This is a genomic window from Rhodococcus sp. 2H158 (assembly GCF_053764755.1).
In genome coordinates this window covers 154401-180207 of sequence record NZ_JBSNCE010000009.1, presented here as the reverse complement: position 1 = coordinate 180207, position 25807 = coordinate 154401, and the positions used below count along the sequence as shown (strand labels likewise).

Annotated in this window: 25 protein-coding genes; 15 read left to right on the top strand and 10 right to left on the bottom strand. The window is 72.4% G+C overall.

Features of this window, described 5'->3' with window-relative positions:
* The first annotated feature begins 11 nt into the window (after nucleotides 1-11).
* Nucleotides 12-731, top strand: a complete 720-nt coding sequence (locus tag ACWPOB_RS11260) for a PIG-L deacetylase family protein (RefSeq protein WP_455400850.1) — start codon at nucleotides 12-14, stop codon at nucleotides 729-731.
* Here ACWPOB_RS11260 and ACWPOB_RS11255 read toward each other — a convergent pair.
* Nucleotides 713-1618, bottom strand: a complete 906-nt coding sequence (locus ACWPOB_RS11255) for a diacylglycerol kinase (RefSeq protein WP_455400849.1) — start codon at nucleotides 1616-1618, stop codon at nucleotides 713-715. The two genes, ACWPOB_RS11260 and ACWPOB_RS11255, sit on opposite strands and share 19 nt — an antisense overlap.
* Entirely contained in the window at nucleotides 1615-3237 is a 1623-nt protein-coding gene (locus ACWPOB_RS11250) for an FAD-binding oxidoreductase (protein WP_455400848.1), read from the bottom strand. The genes ACWPOB_RS11255 and ACWPOB_RS11250 overlap by 4 nt, the downstream gene beginning before the upstream one ends.
* A gap of 20 nt (nucleotides 3238-3257) precedes the next feature.
* Between ACWPOB_RS11250 and ACWPOB_RS11245 the strand changes: the two genes are divergently transcribed.
* From ACWPOB_RS11245 to ACWPOB_RS11235, 3 genes are all read left to right on the top strand, one after another.
* Nucleotides 3258-3875, top strand: a complete 618-nt coding sequence (locus ACWPOB_RS11245) for a TetR/AcrR family transcriptional regulator (RefSeq protein ID WP_100057112.1) — start codon at nucleotides 3258-3260, stop codon at nucleotides 3873-3875.
* Nucleotides 3872-5407: a glycerol-3-phosphate dehydrogenase/oxidase gene (locus ACWPOB_RS11240; protein ID WP_455400847.1), complete on the top strand. Its 1536-nt coding sequence runs from the start codon at nucleotides 3872-3874 to the stop codon at nucleotides 5405-5407. The genes ACWPOB_RS11245 and ACWPOB_RS11240 overlap by 4 nt, the downstream gene beginning before the upstream one ends.
* An 84-nt stretch (nucleotides 5408-5491) precedes the next feature.
* Entirely contained in the window at nucleotides 5492-7039 is a 1548-nt protein-coding gene (locus ACWPOB_RS11235) for a serine/threonine-protein kinase (RefSeq protein ID WP_455400846.1), read from the top strand.
* A gap of 117 nt (nucleotides 7040-7156) precedes the next feature.
* Here the strand turns inward: ACWPOB_RS11235 and ACWPOB_RS11230 are convergent, their stop codons facing one another.
* Nucleotides 7157-7660 carry a DUF427 domain-containing protein gene (locus ACWPOB_RS11230; protein WP_455400845.1) on the bottom strand — a complete coding sequence of 168 codons (504 nt, stop codon included), beginning with the start codon at nucleotides 7658-7660 and terminating at the stop codon, nucleotides 7157-7159.
* A 160-nt stretch (nucleotides 7661-7820) separates the two neighbouring features.
* On the opposite strand from ACWPOB_RS11230, the gene ACWPOB_RS11225 reads away from it, so the two are divergent.
* The 4 genes from ACWPOB_RS11225 (at nucleotide 7821) to recX (ending at nucleotide 11046) form a co-directional block, all read left to right on the top strand.
* Nucleotides 7821-8975, top strand: coding sequence for a glycosyltransferase (locus tag ACWPOB_RS11225; protein WP_455400844.1), 1155 nt, complete (start codon nucleotides 7821-7823; stop codon nucleotides 8973-8975).
* 63 nt (nucleotides 8976-9038) lie between these two features.
* Entirely contained in the window at nucleotides 9039-9233 is a 195-nt protein-coding gene (locus tag ACWPOB_RS11220; RefSeq protein ID WP_165037959.1) for a DUF3046 domain-containing protein, read from the top strand.
* Between the two features lie 185 nt (nucleotides 9234-9418).
* On the top strand, nucleotides 9419-10459 hold the full coding sequence (gene recA, locus ACWPOB_RS11215) for a recombinase RecA (RefSeq protein ID WP_100057242.1): 1041 nt from the start codon (nucleotides 9419-9421) through the stop codon (nucleotides 10457-10459).
* A gap of 8 nt (nucleotides 10460-10467) precedes the next feature.
* Nucleotides 10468-11046, top strand: coding sequence for a recombination regulator RecX (gene recX, locus ACWPOB_RS11210; RefSeq protein WP_455400843.1), 579 nt, complete (start codon nucleotides 10468-10470; stop codon nucleotides 11044-11046).
* Between the two features lie 4 nt (nucleotides 11047-11050).
* On the opposite strand, the gene ACWPOB_RS11205 is transcribed toward recX, so the two are convergent.
* The 4 genes from ACWPOB_RS11205 to ACWPOB_RS11190 form a co-directional block, all read right to left on the bottom strand.
* Nucleotides 11051-11980, bottom strand: a complete 930-nt coding sequence (locus tag ACWPOB_RS11205) for an amino acid ABC transporter permease (RefSeq protein ID WP_100057244.1) — start codon at nucleotides 11978-11980, stop codon at nucleotides 11051-11053.
* On the bottom strand, nucleotides 11977-12657 hold the full coding sequence (locus tag ACWPOB_RS11200) for an ABC transporter permease subunit (RefSeq protein WP_165037965.1): 681 nt from the start codon (nucleotides 12655-12657) through the stop codon (nucleotides 11977-11979). The genes ACWPOB_RS11205 and ACWPOB_RS11200 overlap by 4 nt, the downstream gene beginning before the upstream one ends.
* 83 nt (nucleotides 12658-12740) lie before the next feature.
* Nucleotides 12741-13574 carry a glutamate ABC transporter substrate-binding protein gene (locus ACWPOB_RS11195; RefSeq protein WP_100057246.1) on the bottom strand — a complete coding sequence of 278 codons (834 nt, stop codon included), beginning with the start codon at nucleotides 13572-13574 and terminating at the stop codon, nucleotides 12741-12743.
* A 58-nt stretch (nucleotides 13575-13632) separates the two neighbouring features.
* Entirely contained in the window at nucleotides 13633-14361 is a 729-nt protein-coding gene (locus tag ACWPOB_RS11190) for an amino acid ABC transporter ATP-binding protein (RefSeq protein ID WP_100057250.1), read from the bottom strand.
* A gap of 260 nt (nucleotides 14362-14621) precedes the next feature.
* Here ACWPOB_RS11190 and miaB point away from each other — a divergent pair, with 260 nt between their 5' ends.
* Nucleotides 14622-16172 (top strand): tRNA (N6-isopentenyl adenosine(37)-C2)-methylthiotransferase MiaB, encoded by a 1551-nt coding sequence (gene miaB / locus ACWPOB_RS11185; RefSeq protein ID WP_455400842.1) that lies wholly within the window; start codon nucleotides 14622-14624, stop codon nucleotides 16170-16172.
* Entirely contained in the window at nucleotides 16169-16777 is a 609-nt protein-coding gene (locus ACWPOB_RS11180) for an Rv2732c family membrane protein (protein ID WP_455400841.1), read from the top strand. The genes miaB and ACWPOB_RS11180 overlap by 4 nt, the downstream gene beginning before the upstream one ends.
* Before the next feature lie 74 nt (nucleotides 16778-16851).
* Here ACWPOB_RS11180 and ACWPOB_RS11175 read toward each other — a convergent pair whose 3' ends face one another.
* Nucleotides 16852-18210: a DUF349 domain-containing protein gene (locus tag ACWPOB_RS11175; protein WP_100057249.1), complete on the bottom strand. Its 1359-nt coding sequence runs from the start codon at nucleotides 18208-18210 to the stop codon at nucleotides 16852-16854.
* A gap of 151 nt (nucleotides 18211-18361) precedes the next feature.
* Here ACWPOB_RS11175 and ACWPOB_RS11170 point away from each other — a divergent pair, with 151 nt between their 5' ends.
* The 5 genes from ACWPOB_RS11170 to ACWPOB_RS11150 all read left to right on the top strand — a co-directional run bounded on the left by ACWPOB_RS11170 (nucleotide 18362) and on the right by ACWPOB_RS11150 (nucleotide 23460).
* Nucleotides 18362-19078 (top strand): hypothetical protein, encoded by a 717-nt coding sequence (locus ACWPOB_RS11170; RefSeq protein ID WP_455400840.1) that lies wholly within the window; start codon nucleotides 18362-18364, stop codon nucleotides 19076-19078.
* Nucleotides 19066-20001, top strand: coding sequence for a tRNA (adenosine(37)-N6)-dimethylallyltransferase MiaA (gene miaA, locus ACWPOB_RS11165; RefSeq protein ID WP_455400839.1), 936 nt, complete (start codon nucleotides 19066-19068; stop codon nucleotides 19999-20001). The genes ACWPOB_RS11170 and miaA overlap by 13 nt, the downstream gene beginning before the upstream one ends.
* A gap of 10 nt (nucleotides 20002-20011) precedes the next feature.
* A complete protein-coding gene (dapF, locus tag ACWPOB_RS11160; RefSeq protein ID WP_029543356.1) occupies nucleotides 20012-20878 on the top strand; it encodes a diaminopimelate epimerase in 867 nt (288 codons plus the stop codon).
* Between the two features lie 102 nt (nucleotides 20879-20980).
* Nucleotides 20981-22429 carry a GTPase HflX gene (gene hflX, locus ACWPOB_RS11155; RefSeq protein WP_006935077.1) on the top strand — a complete coding sequence of 483 codons (1449 nt, stop codon included), beginning with the start codon at nucleotides 20981-20983 and terminating at the stop codon, nucleotides 22427-22429.
* Nucleotides 22429-23460, top strand: coding sequence for a hypothetical protein (locus ACWPOB_RS11150; protein WP_455400838.1), 1032 nt, complete (start codon nucleotides 22429-22431; stop codon nucleotides 23458-23460). The genes hflX and ACWPOB_RS11150 overlap by 1 nt, the downstream gene beginning before the upstream one ends.
* A gap of 2 nt (nucleotides 23461-23462) precedes the next feature.
* Here the strand turns inward: ACWPOB_RS11150 and ACWPOB_RS11145 are convergent, their stop codons facing one another.
* Together ACWPOB_RS11145 and ACWPOB_RS11140 are read right to left on the bottom strand one after the other, a co-directional pair.
* Nucleotides 23463-23720 (bottom strand): HPr family phosphocarrier protein, encoded by a 258-nt coding sequence (locus ACWPOB_RS11145; RefSeq protein ID WP_100058929.1) that lies wholly within the window; start codon nucleotides 23718-23720, stop codon nucleotides 23463-23465.
* A 38-nt stretch (nucleotides 23721-23758) separates the two neighbouring features.
* Complete coding sequence (locus tag ACWPOB_RS11140) at nucleotides 23759-25804, bottom strand: PTS fructose transporter subunit IIABC (protein ID WP_455400837.1); 2046 nt, start codon at nucleotides 25802-25804, stop codon at nucleotides 23759-23761.
* Between the last annotated feature and the right edge of the window lie 3 nt (nucleotides 25805-25807).

Sequence of the window (25807 nt, the reverse complement as noted above, 5' to 3'; positions counted from 1 at the left end):
ATAGTGGACGAATGGAACCGGTACCGGAGGACTGGCAGCGGGCGCTCGTGATCGCCGCGCACCCCGACGACATCGAGTACGGCGCGGCGTCCGCGGTGGCGCGGTGGACCCGACAGGGCAAGGAGGTGCGCTACGTCCTGGCGACCAGCGGCGAGGCCGGCATCGCGGGCCTGCCGCCGGCGGCGTGCGGGCCGCTGCGCGAGCAGGAGGAGCGGGCATCCGCCCGGGTCGTCGGGGTCGAGGTGGTCGAGTTCCTCGGGCATCCCGACGGCCGCCTGGTGGCGGGGCCGGACCTGCGCCGCGATCTTGCGGCGGCGATCCGCCGGCACCGACCCGAGATGGTGGTGACCGGCAACTTCGGGCTCACGTGGTTCCCCGGCGTCCTCAACAGCGCCGACCACCGTGCCCTGGGGCTGAGCGTGCTCGACGCGGTCACCGACGCGGCGAACGAGTGGATCTTCCCGGACCTGGCCGAGCAGGGTCTGCCGCCGTGGCCGGGGGTGCGGTGGGTGGCGGTGAGCACCACGTCTCCCACTCACGGAGTGGACGTCACCGACACCGTCGAGGACGGCGTCGCGTCCCTCGCCGAGCACCGCCGCTATCTCGAGGCGCTCGCGCCCGCCCCCGTGCTCGACCAGGCCCGGGGGCAGGTGGAGTCGGCCACGGCCGCTCTGCCCGGGTTCGCGGCGGAACGGGCCGCCGGGTTCGAGCTCTACACGTTCGGGGCCTGACCGCCGGGCACGAGGACGACTCCGGCACCGGGCACGGCCTCGACGTCCACGGGCAGCGGTCCGAGCGGTTCGCCGTCCGCGTAGGCGGAGATGCCGGGACACTCGAGCCGCACCCGCCGGACGCGGTGCACGTTCACCTCGTCCAGGTCGACGTGCGTACCGCGGTAGACGGTGGGGAACAGGCGCAGCAGGCGGGTCCGGTTGGCCGAGGTCACGATCACGACGTCGAGGAGGCCGTCGTCGAGACGCGCGTCCGGCGCGATGCGCATGCCGCCCCCGTAGGTGGAGGCATTGCCCACGGCCACCATCGTCGCCGTCACGTCGAGGTCGTCCCCGTCCAGCGTGATGCGATACGGCAGCAGGCGAAGATTCGCCAGTTCCGCGACCATCGCGACGTTGTAGCGCAGGCGGCCGCGCGGCCGGCGCATCCGGTTGGCGCGGTCGGTGACCAGGGAGTCGAATCCGCTGGCGAGCACGGTGCCGAACCAGTGGTCCGGCCGCCCGGGCGCCCGGACCCTTCCGAGGTCGATCGTCCGCGTGGCCCCGTCGGCGATCACGTCGGCCGCCGCCACCGGATCCGACGGCACGTGCAGGACGCGGGCGAGGTCGTTGCCGGTTCCGGCCGGGACGATGCCGAGCGGAATCCCGGTCTGCGCGAGCGCCTGCCAGGCGAGCCAGACGAGCCCGTCCCCGCCGACCGCGACGAGGGCCCCGGTTCCCTCGGCGACGGCGCGGCGCACCAGCTCGAGGGAGTGTTCCGGGGTGTCGCCGGCGATCTCGGTGACGCGCAGGCCCCGTTCGCGCAGCCGGGCCGTCGCGGACCTCGTTGCGCGCGCGGTGTGCGGGCCCGCGGCCGGGTTCGTCAGGACGGTGACGGATTCGATCACGGCAGCAGCTTTCCAGGGTTGAGGATGCCGACCGGGTCGAGTGCGTCCTTGACCGCGCGGAGCAGGCCGGTGCCCAGAGCCCCGATCTCGTCGGCCATCCACGGCCGATGGTCGCGCCCGACCGCGTGGTGGTGGGTGACGGTGCCGCCGGTGGTCATGATCGCGTCCGTGGCGGCGCGCTTGGCGGCCGACCACTGCGTGAGGGGATCGTCCGTCTGCGCGCACACGACGGTGAAGTACAGGGACGCGCCGGTGGGGTAGGTGTGCGAAATGTGGCACAGCACCAGTGGCGGGGTGCCCTGTTCCTGCAGGGAGGCGGTGAGCGCGTCGGTCACCGCCGTCCGCAGCCGTGCCAGATTGCTCCACGTGGTGGCGGTTTCGAGGGTCTCGGCGAGTGCCCCGACCCGCAGCAGGGCGTCGCGCAGGTGCGGTGCGTCGAACCGTCCGTGCTCCCAGGCGCGGGCCGGCTCTTCTCCGAGGTCGGTGCCGCCCAGGGTCGCGAGCAGGGCGTCGACCTCCGCGGCGCGGGCGCGTACGTGTTCGGCGGTGCCCTCGACGGTGGTCACGGCCAGGCATCCGGTGGGGGCGGTCGCACCGATGTGTTCGTGCAGCGCGAGGTTCGTCGCGGTCTCGGTCTCGTCCGACAGGCGCAGCACGGTGGGGACGGCGCCGGTCTGCACGAGGGTGCGCAGGGCGTCCGCGCCCGTGGCGAAGTCGGGGAACGACCAGGCGCGGTGGGCGGTCGCGGCGGGGATCGGGTGGATTCGCACGCCGACCTCGGTGACGATGCCGAACAGACCCTCGGACCCGAGGAACAGTTGCCGCAGGTCCGGGCCCGCGGCCGAGGCCGGGGCGCGGCCGGCCCGGACGGTACCGCGCGGGGTGGCGACGACGAGGTGCTCGACCATCTCGTCGAACCGGCCGTGGCCCGCGGAGGCCTGGCCGGAGGATCGGGTGACGGCGAACCCGCCCACGGTCGCGTGGCGGAAGCTCTGCGGGAAGTGCCCGAGCGAGAAGCCGTGGGCACCGAGCAGCTCCTCGGCCTGCGGTCCGGTCGCGCCGGCCTGCAGCGTCGCCAGACCGGAGACCGGATCGAGGTCGGTGAGCGCGTTCATCCGTTGCAGGTCCACTGCGACGACGGCCTCGAAGCCGTCGCGCACCGGGTCCAGCCCGCCGACGACGCTGGTGCCGCCGCCGAACGGCACGACGGCGATCCCCTCGCCGGCGCAGTAGTCGAGTACGGCGAGCACCTCGTCGTGGCTGCCGGGCCGCAGCACCGCGTCGGGTCCGTCCTGCGGCCCGGGGTTCTGTCGCCGCAGCAGGTCGAGGGTGCTCTTGCCGCCGGCGTGCCGGAGCCGGGTCGCGTCGTCGTCGGCGACGTGTTCCGGGCCGACGATGCGCCGCAGGCCCTGGTGGTGCCGGGTGTCCAGCCGTGACGGGGTGAGCCGCACGGCGGTCTCGGGCAGCGAGCGGGCGCGATCGGTGTCCACGCCGAGGGCCTGACGAAGCAGTGTGCGGACGCCCTCGCCGAGTTCCTTCCGGCGGTCCGCCGTGCCCCACGCGTCCCACTCCATCTCGGCTGCGGCGGTGGGGTGTTGCGGTGTGAACCTCACAGTCATGCGTTACAGTGTTACATACAATGTCTATTCGTAACGATGAGATCCGGTCTTCCGGCCCGCCGACGGCAACCGTCGAGAACCAGATCCTCGACGCCACCCGCTCGTGCCTGCTCGACTTCGGACTGCGGCGCACCACCCTCGCCGAGGTGGCGCGGCGCGCCGGTGTCAGCCGCCCCACGGTCTATCGCCGCTGGCCCGACACCCGTGCCCTGGTCGCGGACCTTCTCACCCGTGAGATCCGCGCCGTCCTGCCGGATCTCGGCGGAGAGGGGCCCGTCCGGCCGCGCGTCGTGCGGGCCGTCGTGACGGCCGTCGACGAGATCGGCACACACCCGCTGTTCGAGAAGATCCTGCGGTCGGACCCGGACCTGCTCATGACGTACATCGTGGACCGGCTCGGGACCAGCCAGCACGCAGTGCTCGAGGTGCTGACCGGGGCGCTCGTCCTCGGCCAGCGCGACGGCACCGTCCGCGGCGGCGACGTCCACGCGCTCGCCGCCTTCGTGCTGCTCACCGCCCAGTCCGTGGTGCAGTCCGCCGGGATGGTCGCCGAGGTGGTCGACCGTGCGGCACTGCTGACCGAGCTGGCGCACGCCGTGGACACCTATCTCGCACCCTCCGGGGAGGATCGCCCGTGACCGGACCCGCCTCCAGCGCCCTCGACGCCGCCCGCCGACGCCGGGAACTCGACGACCTCGCCGCCCGGCCCACCGTCGACGTGCTCGTCGTCGGTGGCGGTGTCACCGGCGCCGGCGCCGCGCTCGACGCCGCGTCGCGCGGCCTGAGCGTCGTCCTCGTCGAACGGCACGATCTCGCCTTCGGCACGAGCCGGTGGAGTTCGAAGCTCGTCCACGGCGGCCTGCGCTATCTCGCCACCGGGAACATCGGCATCGCCCGCGAAAGTGCCTTCGAGCGGGGAATTCTCATGACCCACACGGCGCCGCACCTCGTGCGCGCGATGCCGCAGCTGGTGCCGCTGCTGCCGTCGGTCGGCCGCGGCGAGGCCGCGCTCGTGCGCACCGGGTTCCTCGCCGGCGACGCCCTGCGGGTCTCCGCGCACACGCCGTCCGCGGTGCTGCCGCGCTCGCGCCGCATCGGCGCGGGGCGCGCCGCCGACCTGGTCCCCGCCGTCCGGCGCGACGGGCTGCGCGGGGGACTGCTCGCCTACGACGGCCAGCTCGTCGACGACGCCCGGCTCGTCGTCGCCCTCGCCCGCACCGCCGCCTCCTACGGCGCCCGCATCCTCACCCGCGTCGACGCGCACTCCGTCACGGCCGACGGCGCCTCCCTGCGCGACACCCGCACCGGCACCGAGGTGCGGGTGACGGCCCGCGCCGTGATCAACGCGGCGGGCGTGTGGGCGGGACAGGTGGATCCGTCGATCCGGCTGAGACCGAGCCGCGGCACTCACCTCGTGCTCGCCGCCGCCGCCCTCGGCAACCCCACGGCCGCGCTCACCGTGCCGATTCCCGGCGCCACCAACCGGTTCGTCTTCGCGCTGCCCGCCCAGCTGGGCCGCATCTATCTGGGACTGACCGACGAGGAGGCGCCCGGCGCGCTGCCCGACGTCCCGCAGGCCACCGACGGCGAGATCGACTTCCTCCTCGACACCGCCAACACGGCCCTCGCCGTGCCCCTGACCCGCAACGACGTCCTCGGCACCTTCGCGGGACTGCGGCCGCTGCTCGACTCCTCCGCGCCGGGCACCGACACCGGCGGCGGCACCGCGGACCTGTCGCGCCGGCACGCGGTCGTGCGCTCCGAGTCCGGTCCGATCGGCATCGTCGGCGGCAAGCTCACCACCTACCGGCGGATGGCGCAGGACGCCGTCGACGCGGCCGTCGAGACGGCCGGGCTGCGCGTCGGGCCGTGCCGCACCCAGCGGCTCCCTCTCGTCGGCGCCGCGCCTCCTGCCGTGCTGCGCACCGTCGCCGCCCCGCCGAACCTGGTGCGGCGCTACGGCACCGAGGCGGCCCTGCTCGCCGCGGACCCGCGCAGACTGGAACCGATCGCCCCCGGGCTCGACGTCAGCCGCGCGGAACTGGAATTCGCCGTCACCCACGAGGGCGCCCTCGACGTCGACGACATCCTCGACCGCCGTACCCGGATCGGGCTCGTGCCCGGCGACCGGGCCCGGGCGCTCGACGCCGCCGGTGATGTGTCGGCCTGACCGCCAAAGCGTCCGGCCCGGCACTCTTCACGTGCGCGATATTCTGAGACGGCCGTCGGGCGGGCGCCCGCGACGGACTCGGGAGTGGACGACACCGTGGGAGAACTGCAGACCGGCTCCGTGTTCGCCGGGTACCGTATCGAACGCCGCCTCGGCACGGGAGGTATGGGCAGCGTCTACCTGGCGCGGCATCCGAACCTGCCGCGTTTCATCGCGCTGAAGCTGCTGGACCCGTCGGCGACCGCGAACCCGGGAAACCGCAGCCGGTTCCTCCGGGAGGCCGACCACGTCGCGCGGCTCGAACATCCCAACATCGTCACCGTGTACGACCGCGGCAATGTCGGCGACCAGTTGTGGATTGCGATGCAGTACGTGGACGGCACCGACGCGGTGGGTGCACTGCGCAGGGGACCGATGCCTCCGGGGCGCGCCGTGCACATCGTGTCCGAGACCGCCCGCGCGCTCGATTACGCGCATGCACACGGGATACTGCACCGCGACGTCAAGCCCGCGAACATCCTGCTCGCGCCGAGCGGGGGGAGTGAACCCGAGCGCGTCCTGCTCGCGGACTTCGGGATCGCGAAGAGCCTCGACAGCACGGCGGTCACCGAGACCGGCATGCTCGTCGCCAGCCTGCAGTACGCGTCCCCCGAACAGATCGAGGGACGGCCCCTCGGCCCCCGGACCGACGTCTACGCCCTCGGGTGCACGCTCTATCAACTGCTCACGACGCGGCCACCGTTTCCGGGGTCCGAGCCGGCACATCTGGTCCACGCGCATCTGCATCTGCCCCCGCCGCGCCCCACCGCGGCGCGGCCGGACCTGCCGTCCGCGTTCGACGACGTGATCGCCCGCGCGATGGCCAAGCGCCCCGAGGACCGCTTCCCCACGTGCGGTGCGCTGGCCGCGGCCGCGCGTGCCGCTCTCACCGAGCCGGTCACCGAGCCGGTCACCGCGCCGACCCGGGCGATCACCGCCGCCGAACCCGCCCCCGCCCCCGTGTACGCCGGTCCGACCGACCCGCCCGGACACCCGACGTCGCGTTCCCGGCGGCCGCTGCTCGTGCTGCTGGGCGCCGCGGTCGTGGGCCTCGCGCTCGCCGGATCGCTGACGTGGATCCTGCCCGGCCGCGACGAGACGCCGGAGCCGGATGCGCGGGCCGACACCTCGGTCACCGGGCAGATCGACAGCCCCGGTCCGGTGGCGCCGCCCCCCGCGACGGTCACGGTGGAGGTCACCGACCTCCCCACCACGTCGCCCGCACCGACGACCACGGACCCGCCGCAGAGCCGCCCGGACCGCATCCCGGTCGCGCAGGCGGACACCCGGGGCTTCGACGACGACATCGGGCCGCGCTGCAACTCGACCGACGAGGCCGTCGCGGTGGCGCGCACGTCGGAGTCGCGGGTCCTGGTGTGCCGCAACGACTCCGATCGCCTCTACTACAAGGGCCTGCGGCTCAGCGACGGTGCCGACATCGAACTGGCCGATGCCGCTCCGGCCGCCGCCGGATTCACCGTCCTGGCCGGACCTGTGCGCTACACCTTCGACGAGGACGAACTGCTGATCATCGACAACGGAACGGTCACCACCCGCGAGCAGGTGCTCCAGTTCTGGTCGGCGTATCCGTGACCGCCGGCGCCGCAGAACGGCCACCCCGTGGGACTGTTGCCGCCGATCTCCGCGCCGATCGGTGGCCGTCCCCGGATTCGGGTCCATCGCCCCGGCTGTGCTCGCCCCTCCGAGCGATCACCAGTAGCGACTGCCGGGCCCGCCTTTGAAGGGGCCGACCACCCGATCGGTGATCCACCCGCCGTAGAAGCCCCCCGCCTGGGGACGCACCCGCTCGCCGTCGACGAAACAGCCGTCCATCGGACCCGGCATGACTGCCACATGCCCGACGAGTGCCTCGTATCCGGCAACCGGCCGGGGATAGTGCCACGCCGCACGCTCGGCGACGTGTCCGCCCGCCACGACGTCGAAATAGTCGGCCCGTCCCTTCCACTCGCACACCGTGCTCCCGGGAACCGGCCGCAGGACCCCCTCGGCGAAGCATGTCCGGGGCAGGTAGTAGGTCGGCGGGTGGCTCGTCTCCAGCAGCCGCAACGGGTTGCGGGTGCGTGCGACGAGTTGCCCGCCGAACCACACCTCGACCAACTCGTCGCTCCGTCGGACCACGGGCGGCCGCGGGTAGTCCCACACCGACTCCTGTCCCGGACCGGCGGGGTCCGGCACCGGGTGGCCGCTCCTCACGGGACACCTGCCGACATCGTCATGCTTCCAGGCTCGCACGTTCGATGCGGTGGGCACAGTCCGGGCGAGCCCCACCGCCGAGGCGCTGCACCGGCGGCGGGTACTCCCGGCATCGCCTCCACAACCGGGCAGCGGGGAGCGGGTGTGGCAGTCTGAGCCGATGCGAGTGGCGGTGGTGGCCGGGCCCGACGCCGGGCATGCGATCCCGGCGATAGCCCTGAGCCTGCGTCTGGCCGAGGCGGGCGACGAGCCGGTCCTCTTCACCGGCGAGCGGTGGCTCGGCCTCGACCTCGACGGGGTGACGCTCGCGCCGCTCGCCGGCCTGGCGCCGCGTCCGGAGGACGACGATGCCGATGCCGGTGCCCGCATCCATGCCCGCGCCGCCCACATCGCGTCCGAGATGCTGCCCGGGCTCAGCGCGTTGCTGCCCGACCTCGTCGTCTCCGACGTGCTCACCGCGGGCGGCGGCATGGCCGCCGAACGCCTCGGTATCCCCTGGGTGGAGCTGTCGCCCCATCCGCTGTATCTGCCCTCGCGGGGGCTGCCCCCCATCGGCAGCGGTCTCGCCGCAGGCACCGGGCTGCGCGGGCGCGCGCGGGACACGGTGCTGCGCGCGGCGACCGCCCGCTCGATCCGGCAGGGGGAACGCGAACGGTCCGCCGCGCGCGTCGGGATCGGCCTGGCCGCCCGGGATCCGGGGCCGGCGGCCCGGCTCGTCGCCACCCTGCCCGCCCTCGAGGTGCCGCGACCGGACTGGCCCGCCGGGGCGCACGTCGTCGGGCCGCTGCTGTGGGAGCCCACCGGCGACGTCCTGGAGCCGCCCCCCGGCGACGGACCGCTGGTGATGGTGGCCCCGTCCACCGCGGCTACCGGCGTGCCCGGCCTGCTCGACGCCGTGTGCACGGGCCTCGGCGGATCCGGGATGCGGATCGTCGTCGCGATGCTCGAGCCGCCCGAGCGGGACTGGCCGGACGGCGTCGTGGCCGGACACGGCCGGCAGGACCTGCTGCTCGAGCAGGCCGACGTGGTGGTGTGCGGCGGCGGCCACGGGATGCTCGCCAAGGCCCTGCGCGCCGGGGTGCCCGCGGTAGTGGTGCCCGGCGGCGGCGACCAGTGGGAGCTGGCCAATCGGGCCGCCCGGCAGGGCAGCGCGGCGGTGGTGCGGCCACTCGACTCCGACGCGCTGCGGGCGGCCGTCGACACCGTGCTGGCCGAGCCGCGCTTCACGCGCGCGGCCCGCCTGGCCGCCGCGACGGAAACGCAGGTCGAGGACCCTGTGGCCGTCTGCCGCGGCGTCGTGGCGCCGATGCGGTGACGTGTCCCGTGTCCGCTCCACCGGCCGCTGTCGCGGGTCCGGGAGGCGACTACCGTGGCGCAGGTGCGACTGACGGAATTTCACGAGTGTGTCCGCAACGAGTTCGGGCAACTGCGCGGCGACGCCCTGCTACGTGACCACGTGCTGCTCTCGCTCGGAGGGCGGACCGCCGCCGCGGCCATCGAGGCCGGCCGGGAACCCCGTGAGGTGTGGCGGGCCCTGTGCGACGAGTTCGACGTCCCGCCCGCGCGCCGGTGAAACCGCCGCGCCCGTTCCGTTCGAACAATTGTTCGCCTATGCTGGTCCGCGGGTGGTGAAGAAGTAGTCCACAGGCGTCCGATTCATCCACAGATCCGGCCGCTCGCCGGTCGGGACGGCGAACTTGTCGGTGCCGGACTCTAACGTCATCGGCAAGCAAGACGAGACTCGAAAAGGGGACCACGATGGCACCACAGGCACACGATCGCGACAAGGCGCTCGAGCTGGCGCTCGCGCAGATCGACAAGAGCTTCGGCAAGGGCTCGGTGATGCGCCTGGGGGAGGAGTCCCGCCAGCCCATCGCCGTGATCCCGACGGGCTCGATCGCGCTCGACGTCGCGCTCGGCATCGGCGGCCTCCCACGCGGCCGGGTCGTCGAGATCTACGGCCCGGAATCCTCCGGTAAGACGACGGTCGCTCTGCACGCCGTTGCCAACGCCCAGGCCGCCGGCGGCATCGCCGCCTTCATCGACGCCGAGCATGCGCTCGATCCCGAGTACGCCCGCAAGCTCGGCGTCGACACGGACGCCCTGCTCGTGTCGCAGCCGGATACCGGTGAGCAGGCGCTCGAGATCGCGGACATGCTGATCCGTTCCGGCGCGCTCGACATCATCGTGGTCGACTCGGTGGCGGCCCTGGTGCCGCGCGCCGAGATCGAGGGCGAGATGGGTGACAGCCACGTCGGCCTGCAGGCCCGCCTGATGAGCCAGGCGCTGCGCAAGATGACCGGTGCACTCAACAACTCGGGCACCACCGCGATCTTCATCAACCAGCTGCGCGAGAAGATCGGGGTCATGTTCGGCTCGCCCGAAACGACCACCGGCGGTAAGGCTCTGAAGTTCTACGCGTCGGTGCGCCTGGACGTGCGGCGTATTGAGACCCTCAAGGACGGCTCCGACGCGGTGGGCAACCGCACCCGCGTCAAGGTCGTCAAGAACAAGGTGTCGCCGCCCTTCAAGCAGGCCGAGTTCGACATCCTCTACGGCCACGGCATCAGCAAGGAGGGCTCGCTCATCGACATGGGTGTCGAGCAGGGCTTCATCCGCAAGTCCGGCTCCTGGTACACCTACGAGGGCGACCAACTCGGTCAGGGCAAGGAGAACGCCCGCAAGTTCCTGTTGGAGAACACCGACATCCGGGACGAGATCGAGAAGAAGATCAAGGAGAAGCTCGGCATCGGGGCGGACATCACCGCCGAGGTGGCCGACGAGCCCGCCGACTTCTGAGTCGAGCGTTGGGCAGCGACTCCCGTCGCGGTGACCGGCGTGGCGACGACCTGCCCGGCGGCGGAACGGAGGCACAGGCCAAGGACCTGTGCCTCCGTCTGCTGACCGACCGGGCTCGCAGCCGCGCCGAACTCGCCGCGAAACTCGAACAGAAGGGCTTCGCCGCGGACGTCGCCGAGCGGACCCTCGACCGGCTCACCGAGGTGGGTCTCGTCGACGACGCCGAGTTCGCCCAGCAGTGGGTGCGCTCCCGTCACCGGCATGCCGGCCGGGGCAAACGTGCCCTGGCAATGGAACTGCGCCGCAAGGGTATCGGGCAGCACGAGGCGGCTGAGGCGCTGGAGCAGATCGACGGCGACGACGAACGCGCCCGCGCCGCCGAACTGGTGCGCAAGAAGCTGCGCACCCAGCCCCCGCTGCCCACGGAGGGGGATCGGCGCGAGATCGCCGCGGAACGGGACAAGGTGGTGCGACGGCTGGTCGGCATGCTCGCCCGCCGTGGTTACCCGCAGGGCGTGGCCTTCGACGTGGTCCGCAGCGAGCTCGCCGGGCTCGATCCCGAGCCCGGCGACGTCGCCACCGACTGACGGGTTACCGGCGCTTGTCGTGATCGCTGGTGATGTCCACCCCCGGCACGGTCATGCCGGAAAGCACGTTGTCGGGTGCGTTCTCGTCGGCCTCCGGCATCGCGGCACGGTTCTTGCGTCCGGTCCGCAGACGCCGCTCGAGCCGGGTCGCGACGACCGTCAACGCGCCGTTGAGCACGATCATGATCGCGGCCACCACGAGCAGCGACGGCAGGTAGTTGCCGAAGAACGCGCCGAGCTGCTGACCGGCGCGCACGACTTCGACGTACCCGATGAGATAGCCGAGCGCGGAGTCCTTCAGGGCCACCACCATCTGCGAGACGATCGCCGGCAACATCGCCGTGACGGCCTGCGGCAACAGGATCAGACGCATGATCTGGCCCTTGCGCATGCCCAGCGCCGCGGCGGCCTCGGTCTGCCCACGGGGCAGCGACCGGATACCGGCGCGGACGATCTCGGCGATCACCGAGCCGTTGTAGAGGGTCAGGCCGGTGACCACCGCAGCCAGCGCCAGGTACTTCGACCGGAAGACCTGGTATTCGGCGAACAACTGGTAGGCGAAGATCATCAGGATCAGCACCGGAATGGCCCGGAACAGTTCGACGATGAAGCCGCACACCGCGCGTACGGGCCGGTGATCGGAGAGCCGGCCGATGCCCAGCGCGGCCCCGAGGACCAGGGCGAGCACGATGGATACCGCCGCCGCGATGAGTGTGCCCCGGATGCCGGGGATCAGATACGTGGTCCACGAGCTCGATTCCAGGAACGGCTCCCACTTCTCGGTGGTGAGCTGCCCCTTGGCGTCGAGAGCCCGGTAGACCAAATAGCCGACGGCGACGAGCAGCACGGCCACCGCCGCCGAGGCGACGTGGTAGATCGTTCGCGCCCGGGGACCGGGGGCGTCGTAGAGGACGGTTGCGCGGCCGGTGCTCACCGGGACACCTCGAATCGCGTGCTCAGCCAGCCGAACAGCAGGCCCGTGGGCAGGGTCAGGATCACGAAGCCGAGGGCGAAGATGCCGCCGATGACGAAGATCTGCGCCTCGTTCTCGATCATGGTCTTCATCAGCAGGGAGGCCTCCGAGACGCCGATGACGGACGCGATCGTCGAATTCTTGGTCAGGGCGATCAGCACGCTACCGAGGGGTGCGATCACCGCGCGGAACGCCTGCGGCAGCACGATCAGGCGCAGATTCTGGCCGAAGGTCAACCCGAGGGAGCGGCCCGCCTCGGCCTGCCCGACGTTGACGGTGTTGATGCCCGAGCGCAGCGACTCGCAGACGAACGCCGCGGTGTAGACGCTCAGGCCCAGCACCGCGAGCCGGAAGTTGTTGTCCACCAGGAATGTCGGCGACGACTGGGGTGCAAGGCTGATGCCCAGCGTCTGTGACAGGCCGAACAGGCAGAAGATGATGATCAGCGTCAGGGGGGTGTTGCGGAAGATCCCCACGTATACGGTGCCGACCGCCCGTGCCACCGGCACCGGGGACACGCGCATCCCGGCGAGGATCGTTCCGAGGATCAGGGCGCCGATCGCCGAGAGCACCGTCAACTGCACGGTGGTCCAGAAGGCGTCGATCAACTGATCGCCGTACTTGCTCAACAGATCCACAGGTCAACTCCACCGATCGGGGACTGGGATCCGGCCGGCCCGTGACGAGTCGTCGAACGGGCCGGCCGGACGGCGGGGGACGGTCAGTAGCGGTCGACCTGCGGCGGTTCCGGCAGGGGGTATCCGGACGGGCCGACAGTGGATTCGAGGGCGGCCTGCCAGGCACCGCTCGAGATCATCTCTTCGATCGCGTCGTTGATCTGGTTGCGGGACTCGGTGTCGCCCTTGGCCAGACCGATACCGTAGCGCTCCTCCGTGAACGGCTCGCCCACGACCTTCAGCTGGCCCGGGTACTGGGCCGCGTAACCGGCGAGGATGATGTCGTCGGTGGTCACGGCGTCGACCGCACCGTTGCGCAGCGCCTCGACGCAGGCGGAGTAGGTGTCGAACTCCTGCAGCTGCACGTCCTGCGCGTAGGTGTCCTTGACCTTCTGTGCGGGGGTGGAGCCGGCCACCGAGCACAGCCGCTTGCCGCCGTTGAGCGACTCCGGTCCGGTGATGTCGGTGTTGTCGGCACGCACGAGCAGCGACTGGCCGGCGACGAAGTACGGCCCGGCGAAGTCGACCTTCTCCTTGCGCGTGTCGGTGATCGAGTAGGTGGCGACGATGTAGTCCACCTCACCGTTCTCGATGAGAGTCTCGCGCTGCGGGGACGGAGCTTCCTTGAACTCGATGTTCTCCGGCGCCACTCCCAGCTGCTGCCCGACGTACTTCGCGACCTCGACGTCGAACCCGGTGAAGGTACCGTCGGGATTGCGCAACCCGAGTCCGGGCTGGTCGAACTTGATGCCGACGACGAGGGAGCCGCTCTCGGCGGACTGCGACACGCTGCGCTGCTCGTCTCCGCCACACGCGGTGGCGAGCACGGCGACGGCGATCGCGCCGATGCCCAGGCGAACCGAGCGGGTGATTCTCATCGAGTACCTCCGTGTTGTGGGTGATGCCGCCCCGGTTCGGTGCGGCAGCGACGCCGGATCAGTGACTGAGGATCTTGCCGAGGAAGTCCTGGGCGCGGGCGGACTTGGGCGCGGTGAAGAACGTGTCGGGGTCGGTGTCCTCGACGATCTGCCCGTCCGCCATGAACAGCACGCGGTTGCCCGCCTTGCGGGCGAAGCCCATCTCGTGGGTGACGACGAGCATCGTCATGCCCTCCCGGGCCAGCGACGTCATGACGTCGAGCACCTCCTGGACCATCTCGGGGTCCAGCGCCGAGGTCGGCTCGTCGAACAGCATGACCTTCGGGTTCATCGCCAGTGCCCGCGCGATCGCGACGCGCTGCTGCTGGCCGCCCGAGAGCTGCGCGGGATACTTCTCCGCCTGATTGGCGATGCCGACGCGGTCGAGAAGTTGCAGCGCCTGCTCCTTGGCCTCGGCCTTGCCCTTGCGACGGACCTTCACCGGGGCGAGCATGACGTTCTCGAGGATGGTCTTGTGCGCGAACAGGTTGAACGACTGGAACACCATTCCCACGTCGGCTCGCAGCGCCGCGAGCGCCTTACCCTCCGCGGGAAGCAGCCTGCCGTCCACCCGGATCTCGCCCGAGTCGATCGGCTCGAGCCGGTTGATGGTCCGGCACAGGGTGGACTTGCCGGACCCGGACGGCCCCACCACGATCACGACCTGCCCCGCAGACACCTCGAGATTGATGTCCTGCAGCACGTGCAGGGCTCCGAAGTGCTTCTCCACCGCCGACATCGAGATCATCGGGGGTGCGCCGCCTGCCGAGCCGGAGGGCTTCTCGAATTCGACCGCCGCTGGTGTCATGGACAGAACCCTATGCTGCCCGCGCCGCCGTGCCGCGATTTTCGGAAGCCGAGTTCGGACTGCGTAATGGAAAATTTACGGTCGGCACCGAAAGGCCGGATCCGGTTCGCCCCGCCGGGTCGCGCGATGGACTAAATTGTCTCTCTCGGCCCACTTCAGGAGCGGTCCGACCCCGTGAGCTAGGCTGGGACGTGTCATCGATGGACCATGAACCCCCCAGCGCCCCGGCCGCCCTCGACGCGACCGCCGAGGTCGGCGCCCGCACCTACGAGGTGCGCACCTATGGCTGCCAGATGAACGTGCACGACTCGGAGCGCCTGTCCGGGCTGCTCGAGGACTCCGGGTTCACCAAGGCAGGGCCGGGTGCGCCCGCCGATCTCGTGGTCTTCAACACCTGCGCGGTGCGCGAGAACGCCGACAACAAGCTCTACGGCAACCTGAGCCATCTGCGGCCCGTCAAGGACGCCAACCCGCACATGCAGATCGCCGTCGGCGGGTGCCTTGCCCAGAAGGACCGCGAGGTCGTCGTGAAGAAGGCGCCGTGGGTCGACGTCGTGTTCGGCACGCACAACATCGGCAACCTGCCGGCGCTGCTCGATCGTGCCCGGCACAACCGCCGCGCCGAGGTCGAGATCCTCGAATCGCTCGAGGCGTTCCCCTCGACCCTGCCCGCCCGGCGCGAGTCCAGCTACGCCGGCTGGGTGTCGATCTCCGTGGGCTGCAACAACACCTGCACCTTCTGTATCGTGCCGTCGCTGCGTGGCAAGGAGGTGGACCGCCGGCCCGGTGACATCCTCGCCGAGGTCCGCGCGCTCGTCGACGAGGGCGTCCTCGAGGTGACCCTGCTCGGCCAGAACGTCAACTCCTACGGCCGCTCCTTCGCCGATCCGGAGCAGCCCCGCGACCGCGGCGCGTTCGCCGCGCTGCTGCGCGCCTGCGGCGGTATCGAGGGCCTCGAACGGGTCCGCTTCACCTCCCCGCACCCCGCGGAGTTCACCGACGACGTCATCGAGGCGATGGCGCAGACCCCGAACGTGTGCCCGCAGCTGCACATGCCGCTGCAGTCCGGCTCGGACCGCGTCCTGCGCGCGATGCGCCGCTCGTACCGCAAGGAGCGGTTCCTCGGGATCATCGAGAAGGTGCGCGCGGCCATGCCGCACGCGGCGATCACCACCGATATCATCGTCGGATTCCCCGGCGAGACCGAGGAGGACTTCCAGGAGACCCTCGACGTCGTCGAGAAGGCCCGGTTCACCAGCGCCTTCACCTTCCAGTACTCCAGGCGACCCGGCACGCCGGCCGCGGAGATGGACGGCCAGCTGCCCAAGGCGGTGGTGCAGGAACGGTACGAACGGCTCATCGCGCTGCAGGAGCGGATCACCCTCGAGGAGAACCTCGCGCTCGTCGGCACGGAGGTCGAACTGCTCGTCGCCGCGGGGGAGGGCCGCAAGGACTCCGAGACCGCCCGGATGAGCGGCCGCGCCCGTGACGGCCGGCTCGTGCACTTCCGGCCCGAGGGAAACATCGACCGTGCGGTCCGCCCCGGCGACGTCGTCACGATCGTGATCAGTGAGGCCGCCCCGCACCATCTGGTCGCGGACACCCCGATCCTGACCCATCGGCGCACCCGCGCCGGCGACCGGTTCGAGCAGGGCCGCACCCCCAAGACGCCCCCCATCGGGGTGGGGCTCGGTCTCCCGCAGATCGGTGTGCCCGAGCCGCTTCCGGCACAGACGGGATGTGACGCATGACCGCGAGCGGCCCCGACGAGGGCAGGACGCCCGGCGACGACGCCGGGGACGACGGAAGGGATCCGATGGACGAAGTCCGTGCCGACCTCGAGGCAGCCGAACGCAAGATCGCCGGTGAGATCGACCCGGGGGCCCGCGCGCTCGTCGTCGCGGTCGCGGTGCTCGTGCTGCTCGGCTCGTTCAGCCTGCCCCACGCCGGGGCGGCCAACGGGTGGGAGGTGCTGTCCTTCGCCCCCGACGCGACCGCCGAGTCCATCGCGCTGCCCTCCCGCATCTTCCTGTGGCTCGCTCTGGTATTCGGCGCGATCTTCTCCATCCTGGCGCTCGTCACCCGCCGGTGGGTGCTGGCGTGGCTGGCGCTGGCCGGCTCCGCGGTGTCGATCGTGTTCGGCATGCTCTCGATCTGGTCGAGGCAGACCCTTCCCGTCGGCGACCCGGGCGCGGGACCGGGCATCGGCCTGATCCTGGGCTGGATCACCGTCATGGTGCTCACCTTCCACTGGGCGAAGGTGGTGTGGACGCGCACCGCGCTTCAGCTCGCCGCCGAGGAGGAACTCCGCAACGCGGCGGCCCAGCAGGAGAACAAGGGCCTGCTCGACGACTGACCGTCCGGGACCGGACGAACGACGGTGCCCCCGGCTCGAACGAGCCGGGGGCACCGTCGTGTCCGGAGGGGCGCTCAGCGCTCCCCGACGGCTCCTTCCGCGGCGTCGGCCCATTCCCGCCACTGCTGCGCCTGCGCGAGCGCGCTCTCGGCGTCCTTCGGGCGGCCCGCGGCGGTGGCCTTGGCGGCCTGCTCCTCGAACTGGCGCACGCGCTCCCGGAACTGGGCGGCACGGGCGAGCGCCTCCGGGTCGGTGCGCCGCCACTCGGACTCGGCGGCCTCGCGGACCCGCTTCTCGATCGCCCGCAGACGGCTCTCGAGGTCGTGCATCCGCTCCCGCGGGACCTTGCCGATCTCCTCCCACCTTTCCTGCAGCTCGCGCAGCCGGGCTCGGGCGGCGTCGATGTCCGCCGCCGGATCGATCGACACCGCCGACTGCAGCAGCGCCTCCTTCGCCTGCGCGTTCTCCTCGAACTCCGCGTCTCGCTCCGAGGCGGCAGCGTTGCGGGCGGCGAAGAACACGTCCTGGGCGCCCTTGAACCGCTTCCACAGCTGATCGTCGGCCTCGCGCGGCGCCCGGCCGGCCGCCTTCCATTCGGCGAGGAGTTCCCGGAACGCGGCCGCCGTCGCACCCCAGTCGGTCGAGTCCTGCAGTTCCTCGGCCCGCGCCACGAGATCCTCTTTGCGGGCCCTGGAGGCGGCGCGCTCGCGGTCCAGTTCGGCGAAGTGCGCGCCGCGCCGGCGGTTGAACGCCTCACGGGCCTTCGAATAGCGCCGCCACAGGGCGTCGTCGACTTTACGGTCCACGCCGCGGATCGTCTTCCACTCCTCGAGGATCTCCCGCAACCGGTCGCCGGCGGCCTTCCACTGGGTCGACTCGGCGCCGATCTGCTCGGCCTCGGCCGCGAGGGACTCCTTGCGGGCGGTGGCCGCCGCCCGCTGGTGCTCCTTCTCCTGTTTCGCGGCGACCGCCGCCTTCTCCGAGTCCGCGACGATCGCGGCGAGCCGCTCGGCGAGGGCGTCGAGGTCACCGATCACGGCGGCGGTGGGCAAGGACTCCGCGAGGGCCTGGGCTGCCGCCCGGGTCTTCTTCGCGTCCCCGGTGCCCGAGCTCAGCCGCGACTCGAGGATCGCCACCTCGGTCGCGAGGTCGTCGTACCGGCGGCCGAAGTGTGCAAGCCCCTCGGCGGCGTCGCCCGCCTGCCAGGACCCGATGCACCGCTCGCCCTCGGCGGTCTTCACCCACGCCGTGCCGTCCTCGTCGACGCGGCCCCACCGGCTCGGATCGCTGGCCGGGACCGTGGGCTGCGGATGGGGATGGGCGGCCGGGTGCGGCTTGGGTGCCGACGACTCGGGGGCCGGCCGCTGCCGACCCGGTTTGGGAGCGCCCGGCTTCGGAGCGCGGGATTCCTGCGTTGCGTTCGGGTCGGTCATCGGTCCTCATCTCTGCCGCGCGGCACGGCTGCCTGGTCGCACTGGTTCGCGTGGTCGGGCCGCGGAGGTCGCTCCGAGACCACGCCCGCCCACTATTGAAACAGGTCGCACGGCCGGGAGGCGGCGGGTCGGGTCGACTACGGTGGCCCGTGTGTTGATCGCCGCGGCGTTCGTGCCGTCCCCACCCCTGCTCGTTCCCGAGCTGACCGGCTCCGCGGCCGCCGAGACCGCCGACCTGCGCGACGCCGTGCTCGCCGTCGGGGCGGAACTGCGCGCCGCGGCGCAGTGGGTCGTCGTCGGTACGGGCACGGAGGCCGCGGACCTCCCGGACACGGCCGTCGGAACGTTCCGCGGCTTCGGCGTCGACCTGGCCGTATCGCTCGGGCCGGCGACCGCGGGGACGCCCGATCCGCAGCTGCCGCTGCCGGCCCTGATCGCGGGCTGGTTGCGCGACCGGACGGCGCCGGTCGTGCGCGCCACCACGCACGTCGTGCCGGCCGACGCGACCCCGCAGGACTGCGCCCGCTTCGGGCGGCGGCTGCGCGGCGCCCTGGACGCGGACCGCACCCCGACGGCCCTGCTCGTGGTCGCGGACGGCCCGGCCACGCTCACCGCGAAGGCACCCGGGGCCTACCACCCCGGGGCGCAGGAGGTGGACGAGGCGCTCGGCGCCGCCCTCGCCGTCGGCGACGCCGCCGCGCTCGCCGCGCTCGACCCGGCGCTCTGTACCGAACTGGTCCTCGACGGCCGTGCCGCATGGCAGGTGCTGGCCGCGGTGTTCGGCTCCGACGGGCCGGCGGCGGCCGCCACGACCCACAGCAGCGCGCCGTACGGGGTGGGATACCACGTGGGGGTGTGGCGACCGTGACCCGTGAGCCCATCCGTCCGGTGGCCGTCGTCGGCCCGACGGCCACCGGCAAGTCCGATCTGGGCCTCGATCTCGCCGAGGAACTCGGCGGGGAGATCGTCAACATCGATGCGATGCAGCAGTACCGCGGCATGGACATCGGCACCGCCAAGCTGCCCGTCGACGAGCGCCGCGGCATCACCCACCATCAGCTCGACGTCCTCGACGTCACCGAGACCGCCACGGTCGCCCGCTACCAGCAGGCCGCGACCGCCGACGTCGAGGCGATCCGGGCCCGCGGCGCCGTGCCGATCATCGTCGGCGGCTCGATGATGTACGTGCAGGCGCTCCTCGACGAGTGGCAGTTCCCCGCCACGGATCCGCAGGTACGGGCCAGGTGGGAGGCGCTGCTCGCCGACGAGGGGGTGGCCGCGGTGCACGCGGCGCTGCAGCGGGCCGACCCGGTCGCCGCGGCGACGATTCTCCCCACCGACGGCCGCCGCATGGTCCGCGCCCTCGAGGTGGTCGAGCTCACCGGGGCGCCGTTCGCGGCGTCGCAGCCGCAGATCGGCGATCCCAGATGGGGGACCGTCGTGCTGGGGGTGGACCGGGACACCGTGGCCCTCGACGACCGGATCGCCCGGCGCACGGACCTGATGTTCGAGCGCGGACTGGTCGACGAGGTGGCGGCGCTGTGCGAGCAGGGGCTGCATGAGGGGGTGACGGCCCGTCGGGCGATCGGGTACGCGCAGGTGCTCGAGTACCTGGCAGGTGAGTGCGACCTCGCACACGCCCGCGAGCGCACCTTCATCGGGACACGGCGCTACGTGCGCCGGCAACGCTCGTGGTTCCGCCGGGATCCGCGGGTGCACTGGCTCGACGGTGCCGATCCGGCGCTGCGGGACACGGCGCTGCGGGTTCTCGCCGATGCGAACCGTCGTTAAGGTGACGGGCATGGACTTCAGCAAGGGCCACGGCACCGAGAACGACTTCGTGATCCTCCCGGATCCCGACGTGAGGATCTCCCTCGAGCCGAAGCGGGTGGCGGCGCTGTGCGACCGCCGGCGCGGCCTCGGGGCGGACGGGGTCCTGCGCGTCGCGCGCGCCGGGGCGCTGGTCGACGCCGGGGTTCTGCCGGCACTGCCCGAGGGGACGGACGCCGACGACTGGTTCATGGACTACCGCAACGCCGACGGCTCGATCGCGGAGATGTGCGGCAACGGGGTGCGGGTGTTCGCGCACTTCGTCACCGCCAGCGGGCTCGAGTCGCGGGGCGAGTTCGTCGTCGGCAGCCGCGCCGGCGGTAAGCCGGTGCAGGTGCACAGCGCCGACGCCACCCACGGCGAGGTCACCGTCGACATGGGTGTGGTGCGGGAGCTGGGGGAGTCGACGGCCACCATCGAGGGCCGGGTGTATCGCGGGCTGGGCATCGACGTCGGCAACCCGCACCTGGCCTGTGTCGATCCGCACCTCACCGCGGCGACCCTGGCCGCCCTCGACCTGTCCGGTCCGGGTTTCGACCCCGGCTTCTTCCCGCAGGGGGTCAACATCGAGTTCCTCACGCCGATCTCCGCGGGCGCGGTGGACATGCGGGTGTACGAGCGGGGCGTGGGGGAGACCCGGTCCTGCGGCACCGGCACGGTCGCGGCCGCCGCCGCGGCGTTGCGTTTCGACGGGTCCGGCTCCGGTACGGTCCAGGTGCACGTCCCCGGCGGGACCGTGCAGGTGCGCCTCGAGGACGGCCGGGCCGCGTTGCGCGGCCCGTCGGTGCTGGTGGCGTCGGGCACGATCGGCGACGACTGGTGGGGCGGCCTGGACTGACTCCCGGCCCGGCGGCGCCGGTGCGCCGCGCGGGTTTCGCCCTGCGCGGACACCCGGAAAGTCGCATGCGTCGGCGCGTCCGACGTGGGACGATGGTCGTGTATGACGAACACACGACGAAACGAATCGGCCACCGACGACGCGGACCGCGTCGCGGGCTGGGCCCCCGCCGACCCGTCGGTCGGCGAGATGCAGCTCGAGGACCGCAGCGCCCTGCGCCGCGTCGCCGGGTTGTCCACCGAACTCGAGGACATCACCGAGGTCGAATACCGTCAGCTCCGCCTCGAGCGGGTCGTGCTGGTCGGGGTGTGGACCGGCGGCACCGCGGCCCAGGCGGAGGCCAGCCTCGCCGAGCTCGCCGCACTGGCCGAGACCGCGGGCTCCGAGGTACTCGAGGGACTGATCCAGCGCCGGGACCGTCCCGACGCCGCGACCTACATCGGCTCCGGCAAGGCCGAGGAACTGCGCCAGGTGGTGCTGGCCACCGGTGCCGACACCGTCATCTGCGACGGCGAGCTCACCCCCGCGCAGCTGACCGCCCTGGAGAAGATCGTCAAGGTCAAGGTCATCGACCGCACCGCACTGATCCTCGACATCTTCGCCCAGCACGCCACCTCCCGGGAAGGCAAGGCGCAGGTATCGCTTGCGCAGATGGAGTACATGCTGCCGCGACTGCGCGGCTGGGGCGAGTCGATGTCGCGGCAGGCCGGCGGCCGTGCCGGCAGCAACGGCGGCGTGGGCCTGCGTGGTCCCGGCGAGACGAAGATCGAGACGGACCGGCGCCGCATCCGCGAACGGATGGCCAAGCTGCGCCGCGAGATCAAGGCGATGAAGTCCGTTCGCGACACCAAGCGCACCCGGCGCATGCGCAACCGCATCCCGTCGGTCGCCATCGTCGGCTACACCAACGCCGGCAAGTCCAGCCTGCTCAACAAGCTCACCGGTTCCGGTGTGCTGGTGCAGAACGCGTTGTTCGCGACGCTCGACCCGACCACCCGCCGGGCCGAACTGCCGGACGGGCGGGAGTACGTGCTCACCGACACCGTCGGCTTCGTGCGGCACCTGCCGACCCAGCTCGTCGAGGCGTTCCGCTCCACCCTCGAGGAGGTCACGGACGCGGACCTGCTGCTGCACGTGGTGGACGGGTCCGATCCGCTGCCGACGGACCAGATCAAGGCGGTACGCGAGGTGATCACCGACGTGCTGCGCGAGTCCGACGCTCCGCCGCCGCCCGAGCTGATCGTGGTGAACAAGGTCGACGCCGCCGACCCGCTGACCCTCACCGAGCTGCGCGCCCTGCTGCCCGACGCGGTGTTCGTCTCGGCGCGCAGCGGCGAGGGACTCGACGAACTGCGCGAGCACCTCGCAGCGCTGCTCGAACACCCGGACGTCGAGGTGAAGGTGCTGCTGCCGTACACGCGGGGCGACCTGCTCGCGCGGATCCACTCGGACGGGCAGGTCCTGAACTCCGCGCACGAGGTGGACGGTACGCGCGTGCATGCCCGCGTGCCGCAGGCGCTCGCGTCGGCCCTGGTCGAGTACGCCGCCTAGTGCGCGGCGCCCTCGTCGGCCTGGTGGCCTCGGCTGCCGTCGTGTCGGCGCCGGCCGCCGCGGCGCAGACCTCCACGGTCCCGATCGCCGAGGTCGACGGTGGCGTGCTGTGCACCCCCACCGATCCCGCCCTCGCGGAGCTGTCGGGCCTCGCCGTCTCCGGTGATCGCGTGTTCGCGGTGCCGGACGCCGGGGCCGACGAGGCGGTGTTCGAGCTCGGTGCCGACTGCGCGGTGCTGCGCCGCATCCCGCCGGCCGTCGACCCGTACGACGTGGAGGACCTCGCCGCCGGTCCGGGCGGCCGGCTGTGGCTCGGCGACGTCGGCGACAATCGCGCCGCGCGCGACACCGTCGCGCTGATCTCGGTCGACCCGCAGACCGGCGCGAGCAGCCTGCACCGGCTCACCTACCCCGACGGCCCACGCGACGCGGAGACGCTGCTCGTCCCGCGCGACGGGGTGCCGCTGATCGTCTCCAAGCCGCTGTTCGGCAGTGCCGGGATCTACCGCCCGGCGGGCGGGCGGAGCGTGGACGACCTGCCCGACCCGGGGCCGGTCCCGCTCGAACGCGTCGGATCCCTGACCCTCGGCCCCACGGACACCCCCGGCGGACCCGTCGGCGGGGCCTCCTCCGCGTTGGTCACCGGTGGCGCGGTCAGCGCCGACGGCACCGTCGCCGCAGTGCGCACGTATACCGATGTCTACCTCTTCCACGCCCCCGACGGCGACGTCGCGGCGGCGCTCGCGGCGGGCCCGGCCCTGCGGGTGCCGGTGCCCGACGAACCGCAGGGCGAGGCGGTGGCCTTCACCGCGAACGGGGACCTGCTGACCGCTTCCGAATCCGCCGGCGGCGCCCTGCCGGGAGTGCGGGTGTGGCGCGACGTGGTGGGCCTGTTCCGGCCCGCGCCTGCGGGGGAGCCGGCGCAGACCCCGGACGGCGCGATGCCCGCGGCGATCGCCGCGGGCATCGTGGTGGTCGCAGCCGCCGCAGGCGGCCTGTGGCGACGGGCCGCGCGCCGCCGCCGGGGCTGACGTCAGGCGTCGAGGTCGGCGGCCACCAGCTCGGCGACCCGGGCGAGCACGTCGGCGTCGTCGCTGGTCACGGTGACCTCGGTGCCCTGGGTGGCGCCGAGCGTCATGATGAGCAGCGCCGAGCCCGCGTCGACGGGTTCGCCGCCGTCCGCGGCCAGGGTCACCGGGACTCCGGAGGCGACCACGGCTTCGGCGATGATGCCGGCCGGCCGGGCATGCAGGCCGATGGACGAGCCGACGGTGACGGTGGTGCTGGGCATGGGAACTCCTTCGGGGTAGGGACGGTCGTCGGATCCGATCAGGCGACGGCGGGCTGGGCCGCGGTGTCGCTGCTGCGCAGGTGGGCGGGCCGGTGCACCTCCTTGGCGAGGGTCACGCACAGCGCACCCACGACGGTGCCGGCGGCGAGGGCGACCAGGAACCACAGCAGGTTGCCGATGGCGAAGAACACGAAGATGCCGCCGTGCGGGGCGCTGAGGGTCGTCCCGGTGGCCATCACGATCGCGCCGGTGACGGCGCCGCCGGCCATCATCGACGGGATCACCCGCAACGGGTCTGCCGCCGCGAACGGGATCGCGCCCTCGGAGATGAACGAGGCGCCGAGCAGCCATGCGGCCTTGCCGTTCTCGCGTTCGGCGGTGCTGTAGATGCCCGGCCGCAGGGTCGAGGACAGTGCCATCGCCAGCGGCGGCACCATGCCGGCGGCCATCACGGCCGCCATGATCTGCAGCGATGCGTTGTTCGAGACGTCGAGGCCGGCGACGGCGAAGGCGTAGGCCGCCTTGTTGACCGGGCCGCCGAGGTCGAAGCACATCATCAGGCCGAGGATCACGCCGAGGATGATGACCGAACTCCCGGACAGGCCGTTGAGCCAGTTCGTCAGGCCCGTGGTGATCGCGGCGAGGGGCTTGCCGAGGACGAGGAACATGAGGGCGCCGACGATGAGGGTGGCGAACAGCGGGATGATCACCACCGGCATCAGCCCGCGGGCCCACACCGGGACCGGGATGCGACCCACCCACAGCGCTGCGAAGCCCGCGATGAGGCCGCCGACGAGGCCACCGATGAAGCCGGCCCCGACGAACACGGCCACCGCGCCGGCGGTGAAGCCGGGCGCCAGGCCGGGCCGGTCCGCGATCGCGAAGGCGATGAAGCCCGCCAGGGCGGGCACCAGGAACGAGAACGCCAGCGAGCCGAGCTGGAACAGAACCGCGCCGAGATAGGTGGTCAGGCCGCCGTCCGGTAGGTCGGTCAGTGAGTTGCCGACCACGATGTCGGCGGCGGGCTCGGTGATCTCGTACCCGCCGAGCAGGAATCCGAGGGCGATGAGCAGGCCGCCCGCGGCGACGAACGGGATCATGTAGCTCACGCCGGTCAGCAGGATCTGACGCAGCCGGGTGCCCCAGCCGACCTCGCCGGCCGAGGGCTCGTCCGCCGCCGCAGCCACGGAGGCCGCGTCGACGGTGCCCGCGGACGGGTCCTTCGCCGCGCGCATCGCCTCGGCGACCATCACGTCGGGCTCGTTGATCGCCCGCTTGACGCCCGAGGCGACCACCGGTTTGCCGGCGAACCGTTCGCGGTTCTTCACGCCGACGTCGGTGGCGAAGATGACGGCGTCGGCACCGGCGATCACGGACGCCGGCAGGGGGGTGCTGCCGCTCGAACCCTGGGTCTCGACCCGCACCGTGACCCCGGCGCGTTCGCCCGCGGCCTTGAGGGCATCGGCGGCCATGTAGGTGTGGGCGATTCCCGTCGGGCAGGCGGTGACAGCGACGATGGTGCGCTCGGCGGCCGGGGTGGGTTCGGTGGCCGGGGTGACCGGCGCGGATTCGGCGGCTGGGGCCGCGGTGGCGGCCGGGGCCGGTTTCGGCAGGACCCCCTCGACCAGCGCGATCACGTCCGCGGGTGTGGCGGCGTCGCGCAGTGACCCGACGAAGTCCGGCCGCACGAGTGCCCGGGCGAGCGACGAGAGCAGCTTCATGTGCTCGGCTCCGGCGCCCTCCGGGGCGGCGATGAGGAACACGAGGTCGGCGGGTCCGTCGGGGGCGCCGAAGTCCACCTTGGGGGACAGCCGCGCGAAACCGAGCGACGCGGTGGCGACGGCGTCGGCGCGGCAGTGCGGGATGGCGATCCCACCGGGCAGGCCGGTGGCCGACTTGGCCTCCCGGTCCAGGGTGGCGGCCGTCAGTGCCGCCGCGTCGGTGGCGCGGCCGGCGGCGGCCAGCCGCGAGGCCAGCGCGGCGATGACCGACTCCTTGTCGGCGCCGAGGTCTGCGTCGAGCGCGATCAGGCCGTCGTCGATGATCGCGGGCCCGGAGGCGGGGCCGGAAGCGATGTCTGGCATGGC

Bases quoted from the DNA above. Each gene is read 5' to 3' on its own strand.
- ACWPOB_RS11175 (WP_100057249.1), bottom strand. From the start codon at position 18,210: ATGACCGACCCGAACGCAACGCAGGAATCCCGCGCTCCGAAGCCGGGC.
- ACWPOB_RS11260 (WP_455400850.1), top strand. From the start codon at position 12: ATGGAACCGGTACCGGAGGACTGGCAGCGGGCGCTCGTGATCGCCGCG.
- ACWPOB_RS11250 (WP_455400848.1), bottom strand. From the start codon at position 3,237: ATGACTGTGAGGTTCACACCGCAACACCCCACCGCCGCAGCCGAGATG.
- ACWPOB_RS11225 (WP_455400844.1), top strand. From the start codon at position 7,821: ATGCGAGTGGCGGTGGTGGCCGGGCCCGACGCCGGGCATGCGATCCCG.
- ACWPOB_RS11145 (WP_100058929.1), bottom strand. From the start codon at position 23,720: ATGCCCAGCACCACCGTCACCGTCGGCTCGTCCATCGGCCTGCATGCC.
- miaB (WP_455400842.1), top strand. From the start codon at position 14,622: ATGGACCATGAACCCCCCAGCGCCCCGGCCGCCCTCGACGCGACCGCC.
- recA (WP_100057242.1), top strand. From the start codon at position 9,419: ATGGCACCACAGGCACACGATCGCGACAAGGCGCTCGAGCTGGCGCTC.
- ACWPOB_RS11245 (WP_100057112.1), top strand. From the start codon at position 3,258: ATGTCTATTCGTAACGATGAGATCCGGTCTTCCGGCCCGCCGACGGCA.
- hflX (WP_006935077.1), top strand. From the start codon at position 20,981: ATGACGAACACACGACGAAACGAATCGGCCACCGACGACGCGGACCGC.
- ACWPOB_RS11140 (WP_455400837.1), bottom strand. From the start codon at position 25,804: ATGCCAGACATCGCTTCCGGCCCCGCCTCCGGGCCCGCGATCATCGAC.
- ACWPOB_RS11190 (WP_100057250.1), bottom strand. From the start codon at position 14,361: ATGATCTCGATGTCGGCGGTGGAGAAGCACTTCGGAGCCCTGCACGTG.
- ACWPOB_RS11195 (WP_100057246.1), bottom strand. From the start codon at position 13,574: ATGAGAATCACCCGCTCGGTTCGCCTGGGCATCGGCGCGATCGCCGTC.
- dapF (WP_029543356.1), top strand. From the start codon at position 20,012: ATGGACTTCAGCAAGGGCCACGGCACCGAGAACGACTTCGTGATCCTC.
- ACWPOB_RS11180 (WP_455400841.1), top strand. From the start codon at position 16,169: ATGACCGCGAGCGGCCCCGACGAGGGCAGGACGCCCGGCGACGACGCC.